The organism is Gulosibacter sp. (genome assembly GCF_052090685.1).
GTDB lineage: Bacteria > Actinomycetota > Actinomycetes > Actinomycetales > Microbacteriaceae > Gulosibacter.
Genome location: NZ_JBQDBE010000022.1, coordinates 1 through 15,046, shown reverse-complemented (window position 1 = coordinate 15,046; position 15,046 = coordinate 1). Strand labels below are relative to the sequence as shown.

Annotated in this window: 13 protein-coding genes; 4 read left to right on the top strand and 9 right to left on the bottom strand. The window is 61.0% G+C overall.

All coding sequences use genetic code 11. From position 1 onward, the window contains the following. The first annotated feature begins 10 nt into the window (after nt 1–10). A complete protein-coding gene (gene glgB, locus ACTHXA_RS12855) occupies nt 11–2,206 on the top strand; it encodes a 1,4-alpha-glucan branching protein GlgB (RefSeq protein WP_441672990.1) in 2,196 nt (731 codons plus the stop codon). Between the two features lie 86 nt (nt 2,207–2,292). Here the strand turns inward: glgB and ACTHXA_RS12850 are convergent, their stop codons facing one another. Together ACTHXA_RS12850 and ACTHXA_RS12845 are read right to left on the bottom strand one after the other, a co-directional pair. Beyond that, the gene (locus ACTHXA_RS12850) at nt 2,293–3,249 is read right to left on the bottom strand and encodes a tetratricopeptide repeat protein (protein ID WP_441672988.1); all 957 of its coding nucleotides are present in this window, start codon (nt 3,247–3,249) and stop codon (nt 2,293–2,295) included. Nucleotides 3,250–3,254: 5 nt separating this feature from the next. Further along, the gene (locus tag ACTHXA_RS12845) at nt 3,255–5,612 is read right to left on the bottom strand and encodes a hypothetical protein (protein WP_441672986.1); all 2,358 of its coding nucleotides are present in this window, start codon (nt 5,610–5,612) and stop codon (nt 3,255–3,257) included. A 262-nt stretch (nt 5,613–5,874) separates the two neighbouring features. Between ACTHXA_RS12845 and ACTHXA_RS12840 the strand changes: the two genes are divergently transcribed. Genes ACTHXA_RS12840 through ACTHXA_RS12830 form a run of 3 tightly spaced genes read left to right on the top strand, consistent with a single transcriptional unit; the run spans nt 5,875 to nt 8,990 of the window. Next, nucleotides 5,875–7,590 (top strand): DivIVA domain-containing protein, encoded by a 1,716-nt coding sequence (locus ACTHXA_RS12840; protein WP_441672984.1) that lies wholly within the window; start codon nt 5,875–5,877, stop codon nt 7,588–7,590. Between the two features lie 14 nt (nt 7,591–7,604). Next, nucleotides 7,605–8,651: an AI-2E family transporter gene (locus ACTHXA_RS12835; RefSeq protein WP_441672982.1), complete on the top strand. Its 1,047-nt coding sequence runs from the start codon at nt 7,605–7,607 to the stop codon at nt 8,649–8,651. A 33-nt stretch (nt 8,652–8,684) separates the two neighbouring features. Continuing rightward, a complete protein-coding gene (locus tag ACTHXA_RS12830) occupies nt 8,685–8,990 on the top strand; it encodes a hypothetical protein (RefSeq protein WP_441672980.1) in 306 nt (101 codons plus the stop codon). 274 nt (nt 8,991–9,264) lie between these two features. On the opposite strand, the gene ACTHXA_RS12825 is transcribed toward ACTHXA_RS12830, so the two are convergent. From ACTHXA_RS12825 to rpsB, 7 genes are all read right to left on the bottom strand, one after another. Then, nucleotides 9,265–10,068 carry a transglycosylase SLT domain-containing protein gene (locus tag ACTHXA_RS12825; protein WP_441672978.1) on the bottom strand — a complete coding sequence of 268 codons (804 nt, stop codon included), beginning with the start codon at nt 10,066–10,068 and terminating at the stop codon, nt 9,265–9,267. A gap of 133 nt (nt 10,069–10,201) precedes the next feature. Next, the gene (locus ACTHXA_RS12820) at nt 10,202–10,765 is read right to left on the bottom strand and encodes a DivIVA domain-containing protein (RefSeq protein WP_441672976.1); all 564 of its coding nucleotides are present in this window, start codon (nt 10,763–10,765) and stop codon (nt 10,202–10,204) included. 57 nt (nt 10,766–10,822) lie between these two features. Then, on the bottom strand, nt 10,823–11,818 hold the full coding sequence (locus ACTHXA_RS12815; RefSeq protein WP_441672974.1) for a phosphatidate cytidylyltransferase: 996 nt from the start codon (nt 11,816–11,818) through the stop codon (nt 10,823–10,825). Nucleotides 11,819–11,820: 2 nt separating this feature from the next. Further along, complete coding sequence (gene frr / locus ACTHXA_RS12810; protein ID WP_441672972.1) at nt 11,821–12,375, bottom strand: ribosome recycling factor; 555 nt, start codon at nt 12,373–12,375, stop codon at nt 11,821–11,823. Nucleotides 12,376–12,415: 40 nt separating this feature from the next. Next, a complete protein-coding gene (pyrH, locus tag ACTHXA_RS12805) occupies nt 12,416–13,129 on the bottom strand; it encodes a UMP kinase (RefSeq protein ID WP_441673064.1) in 714 nt (237 codons plus the stop codon). A gap of 172 nt (nt 13,130–13,301) precedes the next feature. Next, nucleotides 13,302–14,156, bottom strand: coding sequence for a translation elongation factor Ts (gene tsf / locus ACTHXA_RS12800; protein ID WP_441672970.1), 855 nt, complete (start codon nt 14,154–14,156; stop codon nt 13,302–13,304). A gap of 20 nt (nt 14,157–14,176) precedes the next feature. Continuing rightward, nucleotides 14,177–15,046 (bottom strand): 30S ribosomal protein S2 (rpsB, locus tag ACTHXA_RS12795; RefSeq protein WP_441672968.1); only part of this gene is annotated, 870 nt, incomplete at its 5' end.

The window sequence follows — 15,046 nt, the reverse complement described above, 5'->3', positions numbered from 1 at the left end:
GGTTAGGTCAATGAACACCACGATCTCCACCCAGCCCGATACGCCTGAGATTCCCGACGCCGAGCTGCTCGCGCTCGCCGAGGGACGTCACTCGGGACCCCACGGTGTCCTCGGCCAGCATCCTCACGGCGAGGATGGCTCCGTTGTGGTTCGTGTCCGTCGCCCCCTCGCAAAGTCGGTGCGCATCAACCTCGCGACCAGTGGCGCGAGCGTCGAACTCGAGCACGCAGCGCACGGGATTTGGGTCGGCACGCACCTGCACGGGCTCGATGACTATGCCATCGAAACCACATATGAGGGCGGCGAAAGCTACACTGCCGATGACCCGTACCGGTTCATGCCCACCGTTGGCGATACGGATGTGTATCTCTTTGGCGAGGGGCGCCACGAGCAGTTGTGGAAGGTCCTCGGTGCGCACGCTCGTGAGCACTACGGCACGCACACCTTCACCTCGGGCACTTCGTTCGCTGTTTGGGCTCCGCACGCGCAAGCCGTGCGGGTAGTCGGTTCGTTCAACAGCTGGGACGGTGCGCAGCACGCGATGCGCCGCCTCAACGAGCTCGGGATTTGGGAGCTCTTTGTGCCGGGTATTGGTCCGCACGAAACCTATAAATTCCAGATCCTTGCGCAAAACGGTAACTGGATCGACAAGGCCGACCCAATGGCACTGCACGCGGAAAAGCCGCCGCACACCGCTTCTGTGATCTCGCAACCGACCCAGCACACCTGGGGCGACGGCGACTGGATGGCAAACCGCGCATCCCATGACCCGCACAACCAGCCGCTCAGCGTATACGAGCTGCACGCCATGTCTTGGCGGCCCGGGCTCGGCTACCGCGAACTTGCCGATGAGCTGATTCCCTACCTCGATGAAATGGGCTTCACCCACGTCGAGTTCATGCCGTTAGCCGAACACCCATTTGGTGGGTCCTGGGGCTACCAGGTCACGGGCTATTACGCACCGACCTCGCGGCTCGGCTCTCCCGACGACCTGCGCTACCTCATTGACCGACTGCACCAGGCTGGCTATGGCGTGATCATGGACTGGGTCCCCGGCCACTTTCCGAAGGATGCGTTCGCGCTCGCGGAGTTTGATGGCCAGGCCGTCTACGAGCACCCGGACCCGCGGCTCGGTCACCAATCCGACTGGGGCACCTTCGTGTTCAACTTTGGTCACTCCCAGGTGCGCAACTTCCTCGTGGCGAATGCGCTGTATTGGTTCGAAGAGTTCCACATTGACGGGCTGCGGGTGGATGCGGTCGCCTCAATCATCTATCGTGACTACTCGCGCACGGATTGGATTCCCAATGCCGACGGGGGTCGCGAATACTACGAGGCGATTGAGTTCCTCAAGGAAGTCAACGCGACCTCCTACAAGCTGCACCCCGGCATCATGATGATCGCCGAGGAGTCGACGAGCTTCGCCGGTGTCACGCGTCCCACCGACTGGGGCGGCCTCGGTTTCGGCCTCAAGTGGAATATGGGGTGGATGAACGACAACCTGCGCTATATCGCGAAAGATCCGATCTACCGCAAGTGGCACCACGGGGACCTCACCTTCTCATTCGTCTACGCATGGAGTGAGCAGTACGTGCTGCCGATCTCGCACGACGAGGTCGTGCACGGCAAGGGCTCAATGTTCTCGAAGATGCCCGGCGACGATTGGCAGAAGGCCGCGAATATGCGGTTGTTCTACTCGTACCAGTGGGGTCACCCCGGCAAGCAACTGCTGTTCATGGGGCAAGAATTTGGACAGCCGAGCGAGTGGTCAGAGGACAAGGGGCTCGACTGGTGGCTGCTCGAGAACAACACCTTTAGCGGCATCCAGCGCTATGTCGCCGCGCTCAACCGGCTCTACCGCGAGACTCCCGCGCTGTGGGAGCTCGATCACGACCCGGCGGGGTTGCAATGGATTGCCGGTGACGACTCCGAGAACAGCCTGCTTGCCTTTGTCCGTCGCGACCGCTCCGGAGGGGCGCTGGCCTGCGTCTTCAACTTCTCGAACCAGGCCCTCGAGGGCTACCGCCTCGGGTTGCCGTCGGCTGGTGCCTGGGACGAGGTGCTCAACTCGGATGCGTTCGAGTTCGGTGGCGCCGGCGTGGTCAATGACACGGTGATCGCCAGTGGCGAGCCCGCGAACGGCCACGGCCAGTCTGCTGCGCTGCGAATCCCGCCGCTCGGCGCCGTGTTCTTGCGCCGCCGCTAGTTCGAGCCGGGCAAGGCACGAAAAAGCCCGTGTCCGCAATTCCCGAACGGGGATGCGGACACGGGCTTTGTCCTGTGAGCTAGCGCTTAGGAAAACAGCAGATTGGTGAGCTGTTGCCGGGCGCGGTTTACACGAGCGTCGGTGCTACCGACGACATCGAAGAGCTCCAGGATGCGTTCGCGTACTCGCGTCTTGTTGTCCGCATCCGTTTTGGCAAATAGGTCCAACAGCCGGTTGAAGGCGTCGTCAACGTGACCACCCGAGATATCCAAATCAGCGACATCAAACTGCGCGTCAATGCTCGACGGATCATTGGCCGCACGCTCACGAATCTCGGCGAGCGTCTTCCCGCGCAGTCGCACGAGCAAGCTCACCTGGGCGAGCCCGATCTTGGCGTCTTCGTCAGCCGGTGATTCCCGCAATGCCCGCTCATACGCATCCTTGGCAGCGTCGACATCGCCGCGCTGCAGTGCGTCCTGCGCTTCTTGGTGCAGTGGCGGCAGCGGTTTCGGAGCCGGTTCACTCGCCGCGGCATCCTGGTCGCCCGTGATCTTGACGCTGCCGGTGATCCCCTGCTGCGCTGCCACCTGAATCAGCTCATTGACGACCTGCACGATCTGTTCCCGCGGCGGGTTGCCCTGGAACAGTGGAATAGGCCGACCACCAACCAAGGCAAGTACCGAAGGTTGACCGCCAAGCTCAGGGTGAGCCTGTGCATCGATACGGAGCAATACAAGCCGGCCGTCGGCCGAACGTACGAGTTCTTCAAGCACAGGAGTGAGCGCGACCGAATCGGGGTCGTTGGTCGAGTAGACCTGCACGAGCACCGGCAGCTGAGTTGAGTGCTGTGAAAACTGCTCGAGTTCTGCCGCGCCGCCGTTCACCACGGCATCGGGCAGCGCCATGAAGGCCTCACCGGATTGGGCCTGCTGACCGGGCTGCGGTGCCTGCCCCTGCTGCTGTCCCTGCTGATGAGCTTGGGCAAGACCGCTGAGGTCGACGCCGCCGCCCATGGCCGACATTGGCAAGTTCGGATCAGTCATCGTGGTTAGGACTCCTCTTCAGTAAGTTCTTGTGCGTCTGTCATCGCCTGCGAAACACCGAGGAACTGGATCGGACCACCCGTTGCTTCGCTGGGTACGTAGAACAGCAGCTGGTCGGTGTAGGTGCGAACAAAACCAGTCTCGCTGGTCTCCACTCCGGATAGTACCGCGGTGCGTCCTGACACGGTGATGAGTGCGCGGTCATTCGCGGCTTCCAGCGTCTCGGTCTCGGTAATCGACACCGAGACGATCGCACCACCGTCGATGGACGTAATCCCAACGGGAGCGGTGTCCGTACCCGCATACGCAAAGTCGATCGTGACGACCTCGGGATCAAGTTCTTCCGCCAGGCTCTCACGGTAGGCGTCATTCACCTGCGAGCGAAGCGTGTCATTTTCGGGGTTGAACATCGCGGCAAATTCGGAACTGTCACCGTTGGCGATGACATCCGCGTAGGCCGCGGCGATCTCTTCCGCGGGCATCACGAGTGGTTCCTCGTGGTTCGCCAGGCTCGGAGCGCCGACACTCACCGGCGCGGCTTCTGGCAGCGTTACCCCGGCAGCGAGTTCGGTCAGCGAACCGATCTTGAAGTTATCGCGGGCTGATTCCTGCACGAGCATGAGCGCGGCTGGTGTCGAGCCCTCGGGGGCGTCTTCAGCGGGGCTTACGACGACGAACACCACGCGTGGCCAGCTGTCGGTCGCTTCCGGAATCGCGTAGGCAATGTCACCGCTCGGGAAAGGTTCAGGGCCCGCAATCTCCGAGTCCAGTTGCTGCGCCTCATAGATTGCGGTGCGATGCTGCAGTGCGTCTGCGGTAAAACGAGGTTCCAAGATGCTCGCGTCCTGGGCGGCGTCGGCTTCCGCCGCGAGTTCTCCGGCGTTGGTGACGATCTCCGTCAGCTGCGCTTCGTTGACTGTGGGCGGCATTGCGCCTTCTTCGATCAGCGCGGCCTCGACTGAGGACGTCGGCGTACCTGTTGGAGCAATCTCCGTGTCGGTCCATTCAGCCGGCCAGTACTGCGGTGCACACCCGGCGAGCGTGAGCACGGTCACGGCCATTAACGGCGCCAAGAAGAACTGTCGCTTGGGCGCATTCGTCCGGTCGCGCCCGCGCGGACGCCGCCACTTCGATTCGTCGGCGGCGGATGCGCCGGTACCGGAAGTGCCGGTGGTCGAGCCGGAGCTTGGGCCAGGTCCGCGATCGGAGTCAGCATCAGTGTCGGATTCGGCAGCGGTATCGGATGCTGCATTGGTGTCGGATACAGAATCCGCGACAGGCATGGAGCCCGAGTCGACATCTTCGCCAGCATCCGTTGTGGTCCCAGCCTGCGCGGCTACTGGTACAGCGGCTTCAGGCTGTGCTTCGTGTTCGGCGGGGGTGTGCTCGGCCGGTACGGATGCGGGTTGCGGCGCAAAGGGAGAGTGTTCATCCGGCGTAGGATCGGCCTGCATTGGTTCATCTTGCGCGGGTGCATCAGCTGCTGCTTGCTCCCCGAGGTCGGCGCGCCCAGTGTCTTCTTGGACGGTGTCTTCTTGGACTCCTGCAACGGGCGGCGGTACGGTCGTGATCTTCACCGTTGGTTGCTGCTCTTCCGCTTCAGAAGTGTCCCAAGCCACTGGTGACCATTCGGCATCTGAGTCCACTACTTCGTGAGCTGTTTCTTCGTCGGCTGCCTGTCCACCAGCAACTGCCGTCTTCTTACTCTTCTCAGCGGCACGTTTCTCAGCGAGTGCCTGTGCACGCTTTCGATTGCGTCGGTGGATGATTGCCCACACGAGCAAGCCAATTGCGATCGCGAGAAGCAGTCCGCCGGCGCTCAGCATCGGCCCAACCATTGGCGCGTAGCCGCCGAATGGCCAGCTCACCTCAATGTTCTGTGGGGCGGGCTGCGTGCCATCCGAAGCGATCAGGAGGGAGTATCCGGGCGAGACGACGAGGTCGAGTGAGAGCGTGCCCTCACCCGTGTGTTCTTCAAACCAGAGATCATTCCCCGCTGGGGAGGGTGCAGTCGGTTCAGTCCCTGCCTCGGCGAAATCAAGTGCGAGTGTGTGCTCGTTCTCGGTCTCTACAGCTTCATTGAGAGTGACCGTATTGTGTAGCGTGTCGCCGACCCATGCCTGAACATCGTCGGTGCGGCCCACGGCGACAAAAATCTCGCCTTCGCCGGAAATCTCAACGGACTGCGTACCAGCCCTGGACGCGAGAGTGTCATGACTGATGACCGTGAGCGGGGCGGCAGATTCGCTTTCGCCAATCGCAGTAACCTCACTCACGTTTGACGCTTGCGCGTACTGCACTCCGCCGATAGCGAGCAGTACCACACTGGCCACGAACGCCACGGCTGCCAGGATGAATCGCACGCGTTCTCCTTTATATTTAGGCTTGGACGAACTACATCAAGCGTTAAATCTTACCGTACCGATGGTTTTGTGATCTTATCGTGATCTGTTTGAGCCGTGGCTGTGCTGCCGTTCGTATATTCATTGAGACGTAGTCGTGATGATCAACTGCGAGGTTGCAGGACATTCGAGCGGATTCCAAACCAACGGCCAACTACACTGCAACCAACCCCTCTTAGTGCACTATTTCGCACTTCAATAGCTCCATCTGGAAGGACGGTCTGTGGACGGCTTCAACTTCACCACCACCATGCGCGGATACAACCGCGAGGAGGTTGACCAGGTCATCGGTGAACTGCAGCGTCAGCTTCACGAAACTCAGGTCGCTCAGGAACGCGCAGCGAACGAAGTTACCTCGCTCCAGAATCAAGTCGGCAAACTCAGCGAAGACCTCCGCGAGGCCGACTCCCCCAGTTATGCGGGTCTGGGCACCAAGCTCGCTGGCACCCTCGCCACCGCTGAGGACCAAGCATCCCGACTTGTCTCTGACGCCAACCGAGATGCTGACCGCATTCGCGAAGCTGCGCAGCGCGAGGCCGTGAAGATCCACGAGGACGCCAATGACTACGCCGAGCGGGTCACCAGCGACGCCGATCAGTCGGCACGACGAGTCGCTCGCGAAGCACAGTCAACCGCAGATCAGCTCGTGGAGAACGCGCGTCAGGAAGCCGAACTCACCAAGCTCAATCAAGAGCGCGAAATTGATTCTGTGAAGGATCAGGTCACTGCCGAGCTTCGCGAATTGCGCCACTCGACGGATCGAGACAATGAAGCCGCGCGGGCGAGCGCGAATGAAGAGATTGCCCGTCAGCGCCAGCAGCACGAGGATGACATCGCGAATGCGCTTGCGTCGCTGACCAAGCAGCAGCGTGATTTCAGTGCCTATGAGTCAAGCACGCGTCACGAACTCGAACAGGCTCGCGAAGCGTTCGAACGCGAGATGGTGGAGCGCCGCACCGAGATGGAACGAACGCTTGCCGAAATTCGTCGCACCCAAGAGCAGGAGCTCAGTGAAGCGCAGGCGACGTTCACCAGCCAGCAGACGGCACAGCGCGAACAGTTGAACGCCGAGATCGCACAGGCCAGGGCCCAGCTGGAACACGAGCTCACGAACGGACGCAATCAGCACGACCGCGAGGTCGCCACTGAACGCGAACTGCTTGAGTCCGACCTTGCCGATCTGCGTGCGAAGACCGACCTCGAAGTGAATGAGCTACGCAGCCGTCAGACGCGCGAACTCGAGGATGAGCGCCACCGGGTCACCACCGAGCTCGCTGAAATTCGTGAGAATACGCTGCGGGAGCTCACCGAGTTGCGCAGTGAGCAGGAAGTTGAGCTCGCCGCCAAGCGCAATGAGTTTGAGCAGCAACTCGTGGTCGCGGGTCGCAATGCCGAGGCTGCCGCGAAGAAACTCATTGACGACGCAACGGAACAGCTAGCTGATCTCAATCAGCGGAGCGAGATGGTGCGTCGCGAGGCGGGCAAGATTACCGCCGATGCCCGCAAGCGTGCACAGGAGACCGTGCAGGCTGCCGAGAACCAGGCAGCCAACCTGCTCGAGAACTCCAACCGACAGGCTCGCGAGCGCGCCCGTGAACTTGAAAACCGCACCCGCAGCGAGCAAGAGCAGGCGGAGCGTCGACTCGCGGAGATTCGTGACGAACGCGATCAGATCGCCGATTACCTCGAGCAAATGCGCGGAGTCTTTGCGCAGTTGAACCTGCCAGCCATCCCGGCAATGAGCCAGGGTGCCACCGCTCAGGCCACGGACGCGCAGAGCTCCGCACCGGAGAGCACCGGCACCGACACCGCCCCCGTCGAGGAGATAATCGAGGCCGACAGCACTTCCGACCACGACGTGATTGACGACAGCCCCGAAGAGAACCCCGCTGCCGCTGACGCCGCACAGCAGGTGTCCCAGAACACCAATAACTCCTAACAGGAGTCACTCCATTGACGTTCGAGAATCCGTTTAGAGTCGGATTTGTCGGCGCCCTCGGGGCGTTGCTCGCGATCCTACTCGCGGGAATGATCGGCTCGCTTTCCACGGTGCTGACCTACATTGGCGCTGCGCTTTTCCTCGCGCTCGGCTTTGAACCAATGATCGCGTGGCTCGAGCGCAAGGGCTGGCCGCGGCCGGTGGCTATGCTGGTGACGATTCTCGGGGTGCTCGGGCTGATCGTGCTCGTGGTATGGGCGATCGTGCCCTCGATCACGGCGCAAGTGAACGAGCTATCGATTCGATACGGCGCGATCATTGGCGACCTGCTCAACTCGAATATCGTGGAATGGCTTGCGCTTAATTTCCCCGCCCTCGACGTTCAAGCCGCCATTGCTCAGGCAACGTCATGGCTGCAGCAGAACGCGGCCTCCATCACCGGAGGTGTGTTGCAGGTCGGTGTCGGAATCGTAAACGGGCTCTTCGGCGTGCTCATTGTGTTCATCCTGATGATCTATTTCGTCACCAGCATGAACTCGATCAAGCGCGTCTTCTACCAGCTGACTCCGGCTTCGAACCGCGAGCGGACCGAAGAGATCACCGAGGAGATCACCGGTTCCGTCGGCAAATACGTGGTCGGCCAAATCGCTCTGGGACTCATTAACGGCGTGCTGACGTTCATCTTCCTGTCGATCATCAACGCGAGCATGCCGATGGTGTTCGCCGTGATCGCGTTCTTGGGATCGCTCATCCCGATGGTGGGGACCATCAGCGCGTCGACCATTATTGTGCTCGCGCAGTTGCTGCTTGCGGAACCCTCATCGCCAATCTGGTGGATCGCTGCGATCTACTACCTCGTGTACATGCAGGTCGAGGCCTACGTCATTAGCCCGCGGATCATGTCCTCCGCAGTGAAAGTGCCCGGCTCGGTGGTCGTGATCGCCGCGCTGACCGGGGGTACGCTGCTGGGGCTGCTCGGCGCGCTCATCGCGATTCCGGTGGCAGCGAGCCTGATCATTATCGTGCGCGAAGTGATCATCCCGCACCAGAATGCGAAATAGCGGACGACGCTTGTCTTAGGCAATCTTCCAGCAGTGAGAATGCCAATGGCGTCGATCGGCAAGTGCCGAATCATCGCCCATGATGCTATCCGCCTGCCACACGGCCACGTGAGCCGTACCCGGGGGTATGTCTACGCCGCATCCCGGGCACAGATACGCTTTGAGCGCGCGCTCGGCACGAATGGGTTGCACCGTGTATTCGCGACCGCGTTTGTGCTCGGTGCGGCGAAACCCTCCCTGGATGCGATCCAGGTCGAGTGGTTGCCACTCGCCGTCACGCTTGCCGCTTCTTCCGCGCGGGTGTTGTCTGCGGGGCTTATTGGAACGACCCATCGCTAGCGTTCCCCCATCGCCTGTGCAGTGACGAAGACGGATGCATGGCGGAGGTTGCCGGATTGGCGCGTCTGACAGCATCCTGTGGCGCCTGGCAGCGTGAATTGCATCCAATGCTCCCTCCAGCAGTGCAGCGTTCCAGCGTGGTCACTGGGCGTCCGATGTCGAGATCAACCTTATCGGAGCACGCAAGTCGGATGCTCCACACCGGAAACGACGAACGACCCAGCCGAGTGCTGGGTCGTTCATCTTGATTCTCGCGAGAGGCGGCTTGGGAGGCTTAGTACCAGCCGTTACCCTGCGTGAATTTGAAGTCGTACGCGCCACAGGGCGAACCGTAGCGATCGTTCATGTAGTCAATCGCCCAGGCAATCTGCGTTGCCGGGTTCGTCCGCCAGTCCGAACCGTGCGTCGACATCCTGCTGCCGGGCAGTGCCTGCGGGATGCCGTATGCACCCGAGGATGGGTTCGTGGCGTAGGGGTCCCATCCGGACTCCTGACCGATGATTGCTTCGAAGCAGCCCCACTGTCCGCCCATGCCGCGGTCGTTCAGCATCTGCTGGGCAATCGCCTGCGGTGACTCACCGGAGTAAGAACCGCCGGTTGGGTAGTCAGAGCCGCCGGAGTTGCTCGAGCTATTCGAGCTGCTCGACTCTTCAGAATCGTTGGAAGAGCTGCCGGAGTTGTTGGCGCTACCGGAGTTGCCCGAGTCTTCAGTGGGCTCGGTGGTCTCGGAAGGCTCTGGAGCGGGCTCCGGCTCCGGTTCTGGCTCCGGTTCAAGCTCGGCCTGTACCGATTCACCACGGTCGAAGCCAGCACCCTCGCCAGCGTTCTCCTCAGTTCCGGCGAGCAGGCTGGCCTGGTAGTTCTGTGCCTGCGCCTGCGTGATCTCCTCGAGTGAGGGGGTCGCAACCGAAGCGTCGGCAACCGAAGAAGTGGCACCCGGCTGGAAGATACCGACAGCCGCAATACCCGCAATCGCGCAAGTCGCACCGATTGCGATGAAAGCTCGGTTACGTCGTCCGTTACCGAGCGCTGCTGGCTTGAGTGCCCGAGTCGACCCCGTGCGCATCGTGTCAGTCATTCAGAAAAAGCCTCTCATTGAATCAAGAACAGATCCAACGATAACGGAATGATCACGAACAGGCAACGGTGCTGTTATGAACTCTCAGGTTCATAGCGGTGGTGCAGCTATGGCAGCGCACCAACGCTCGAGTCTAGCGAATCGCGAGCATAACGTCCACGACGGCGTCAATCAGCAGGTCGACCTGACCTTCGCTGTAGCCGCGTCGACGAGAGGTGAAGGCCACACCGCGTGCTTCCCGGAGCGTCATCGGTGCTTTACCACGCAAGAAATCATCGATACGCTCCGCGAACGCGTCCACTTCCCCAACTGCATAGCCGCGCTGAAATGCTGAGACTCGATCAAACCGCTTGCCTGGGCCGCGTTCAAGTCGCTTCAGGATTGCCCGAGCGGCGTCCTTGGTCTCAGCAAGGTACTCTTCCTTGCCGATCTGTGACACGCGCTCTTCCTGCTCCCGTACCGCGACCGCATCCTCGAGTCGTTCGAGCGCGGCGTCCACGTGCGGAGCGGAGTACCCGCGCTTACGCATCGTAAACGCCGTGTGGCGGATGCTCTTCGCGGTGAGGCGCTTGCCGCCGGAGGCATTGTCAAAATTCTCGTAACGCTCTCGAGCAACGGCGAGGGCGCGCTCGACCTCGTCTTGGTCGTAACCGAACTCGCCGCGGGGCGCTGTGGGGAATGGGGCTGCAGGTGTCACCCGTCCATTCTGCCCCATGACTGGCCGAACGCGAGCCCAAACCCGAAAGATGTCGTGTTACATGAGCGGTGCGGCCCAGAAATACAGGGCAAAGGCCATCGCACCGGAGGGCAACATAGAGTCAAGTCGGTCGAAAAAACCGCCGTGTCCGGGGAGCCAGTTGGACATGTCCTTGATTCCGAGCGAGCGCTTCACCATCGATTCGGTGAGATCCCCCGCCGCTGCGGTGAGCGTCAAGGCCGGTCCCATCACCAGCCCAAACCACCAGGGCACGTCGAGCAGGAATACACACAAGAGGATCGCGGCAGCGATGGCGGTAAGTGCCCCGCCGATAGTCCCTTCCCAGGTCTTACCGGGACTGATCTTTGGTGCCATCTTGGTGCGGCCGAATTTGAGCCCGGTAGCGTAGGCGCCGGTGTCGACGCACACGACAATAATGATGAACGAGAGGGCCCAGTATTCGCCGCGAGGCTGTGCGACCAAGAGTGCGGAGAAGGATCCGAGGAAAGTCGCGTAAAGCTGGACAAAGATAATCGAGGATGCGTCAATGCCGAGTTGTCTGCGGCTCGGTCTCGGCTTTTCGAAGAGGACTTCCACGAGCCGCCAGATGAGCACGAAGCCGGTGCTCACGATCAGCGCGGCCCATTGCCAAGCTGGCCCGAGATAAAACGCTGCGGGCACCACAGCGAAGACCGCGAGCGCCGACGGTAGTCGGGGAACGCGCAGGCCAACCTTGCGCATTGCGGTGGAAAGTTCAACCACCACGACCGCCACCATGGCGATCCCGAGGACAATGAACCAGCGCTTATCAATGAGCAGGCTCGCGACCACCGCAACGATAAGTACCACCGCGATGGCGATGGCACTAGCGAGGTTGCGGCCGCTGCGTTCGTTAACCTGTGCGTTGATCGATCGCACGCGATTGCGGATGCGAACCGCTTCAGCTTCGAACGCGTTCACCCCATCGGTTCGAGGTCGTGCGGCGTCGCTGCGGGGCGGGTCGTCGATACCATCGCCGTCCCGCTTCGCCCGCTCGCGATCGGCCGCACTCACGATTAGACCTCGAGGAGGTCAGCTTCCTTTGCCTTGAATGCTTCGTCGACGCGATCGACATAGGACTTCGTGACCTGCTCAAGTTCCTTTTCGGCACGAGTGATCTCGTCCTCGCCGACCTCGCCCTCAAGCGCATCCAGATCGGACTTCGACTTGCGGCGAATGTTCCGTACCGCAACGCGAGCCTCTTCAGCCTTGTCGCGTGCGAGCTTCACGTATTCCTGGCGGCGTTCCTTGGTGAGCTCCGGCATCACCACGCGGACAATGGTGCCGTCATTCATTGGGTTCACACCGAGGTTCGGCTGGTTGGCAATCGCCTTCTCGATTTCCTTCAGTGCCGACTTGTCGTAGGGCGTGATCACAAGCATCCGAGCCTCTGGCTGCTGGAAGGATGCGAGCTGGCCCATCGGGGTCGGGGTGCCGTAGTACTCCACCGGCAGCTTGTCGAACAGGGCTGGGTTCGCACGGCCGGTGCGGATGTTCCCAAACTGTTCGTGGGCGTGTTCAACCGCCTTCTCCATTTTTTCTTTTGTCTCGGCAAGTACCTCAGAGATCACGTTCTATCCTTTCGCTGCTGGGTCACCCCATCCTACTTATCTACTGGGCAGTGACGGTTCCGGTCACGCTATTGGATACCAGCGTGCCGATCGTGTCGCCCAGCAGGGCACGTTCGATATTGCCCTCCGGATGCATGCCGAATACGCGCATGTCCATGCTGTTATCCATGCAAAGGCTGAACGCGGTCGAGTCAACGACTTTGAGACCGGTTTGCAGCGCATCCTGATATGAAGTTTGCGTGATGAGTTTGGCATCCGGGTTCGATCGCGGATCCGAGGTGTAGACGCCGTCGACACCGTTTTTTGCGACGAGCAATGCGTCGGCCCGAATTTCCAGCGCCCGCTGTGCGGCAACGGTGTCGGTGGAGAAATACGGAAGCCCGGCTCCGGCGCCAAAGACCACGACGCGGCCCTTTTCCATGTGCCGTTCGGCACGAAGCGGAATATAGGGCTCTGCGACCTGGCGCATCTCGATGGCTGACTGCACGCGCGCCGTTGCGCCTGCTTGTTCAAGGAAGTCTTGCAGGGCCAGTGCGTTCATGACGGTTCCGAGCATGCCCATGTAGTCGGCTCGGCCGCGGTCCATCCCGGAATTGGCGAGCTGCGCACCACGGAAGAAGTTTCCACCGCCGACCACGATTGCGATCTGCACCTGCTCAGCAGCACGGGCAATCTCACGCGAGATTTCAGTCAGTGTTTGTGGGTCAACGCCGAGCCGTCCACCGCCGAACGCTTCGCCGGAAAGTTTGAGCATTACGCGACGCGGTTTATTGGCCGAAGGTGACAATTGCGCTCCTAGAATCTTTGGTGTGCACGAGCGCTAGCAAGCCTACTCGGCGGTGTCGGTGAAACGGCAGCAAATGCGCCGGGGCGGCCAGCTTGTCGCTGACCGCCCCGGTGCTGTGGTGCTCAAGGAAGCGCGTGGACTACTCGTCCGAGGCCGCTTCTACGCCGACGCCCACCTTGAGGCGAGCGAAGTCGACAACCTTGATGCCTGCGTTCTTGGCGATCTCGCCAACGTTGTGCTTCGGGTCACGAGCGTATTCCTGCTCGTTCAGCACGATCTGCTTGAAGTATGCACCGAGGCGGCCTTCAACGATCTTCGGAAGCGCTGCTTCCGGCTTGCCTTCTGCACGGGTGAGGTCTTCGACAACCTTGCGCTCACGCGCAATGTCCTCTTCCGAAACATCTTCACGGTCGAGTACCGACGGGTTCGCGAATGCGATGTGCTGCGCGATGCCGTGAGCGGTGTCCTCGTCGTCGCCCTCGTAGCCAACAACCACGCCAACCTGCGGCGGGAGGTCCTTGGAGGTGAGGTGGAGGTAGATGTCGAACTTCTCGCCCTTGACCTCGCGCACGTTGCGGAGCTCAAACTTTTCGCCGAGCACCGCTGCGGTCTCGCTGATGAGTTCGGCAACAGTCTTGTCGCCAGCGGCGGCAGCGAGCGCTTCTTGAGCGTTGCTTGCGCCGGCAGCGGCAGCTGCGTCGAGAACCTCATTAGCAAGCGCGATGAACTTGTCACCCTTGGCAACGAAGTCAGTCTCGCAGTTGAGCTCGAGGATAGTTGCGGTGCCGTTGTCGTTGACCTTTGCAACGACGAGGCCCTCGGCTGCGGAACGGTCTGCGCGCTTGGCGTTACCCTTCGCACCCTTCAGACGCAGCAGTTCAATGGCCTTGTCCATGTCACCATCGGCCTCGTCGAGTGCCTTCTTGGTGTCAGTCATGCCGGTACCGAGCTGCTCGCGCAGCGCCTTCACGTCAGCAATGGTGAAGTTTGCCATGTAATTAGCTCTCCCTTTGGTTACTTGGTCTCTTCGGCCGCAGCGGCCTCAGTTGCAGTTTCGGCGGTTTCGGTTGCCGATTCCTGAGTAGCTTCAGCTTCGGCAGGTGCATCCTGGGCAGCCTGAGCCTCAGCCGGGGTCTCTGCTTCCGCAGCAGCTTCCTTGTTTTCGCCCTGCTTGAGCAGTTCGAGTTCCCACTCAGCGAGTGGTTCTGCTGCTTCTTCGGTTTCGCTGGGCTTCTGGTGACGGGTCATGAGACCCTCAGCAGCAGCGTCAGCAACGATGCGGGTAAGCAGTGCTACCGAGCGAATCGCGTCGTCGTTACCCGGAATCGGGAAGTCAACGTCGTCGGGGTCACAGTTGGTGTCGAGGATTGCGACGACCGGGATGCCCAGCTTCTTCGCCTCGTCAACAGCGAGGTGCTCCTTGTTGGTGTCAACAATCCACAGCGCCGAAGGCGTACGGGTCATGTTGCGGATACCACCAAGGGTCTTCTCCAGCTTGTCGCGCTCGCGACGCTGAATGAGGAGTTCCTTCTTGGTGTAGCCCTTCGAGGTGTCCTCGAAGTCCACCATGTCAAGTTCCTTCAGGCGGTTGAGTCGCTTCTGCACGGTCTGGAAGTTCGTGAGCAGACCACCGAGCCAACGCTGGTTCACGTAAGGCTGGTTGACACGGGTTGCCTGCTCAGAAATTGCTTCCTGAGCCTGCTTCTTGGTGCCAACAAAGAGGATGGTGCCACCGTGCGAAACGGTTTCCTTGACGAAGTCATAGGCCTTGTCAATGAAAACAAGCGACTGCTGAAGGTCAAGGATGTAGATGCCCGAGCGGTCGGTGAAGATGAAGCGCTTCATCTTCGGGTTCCAGCGACGGGTCTGGTGTCCGAAGTGGAC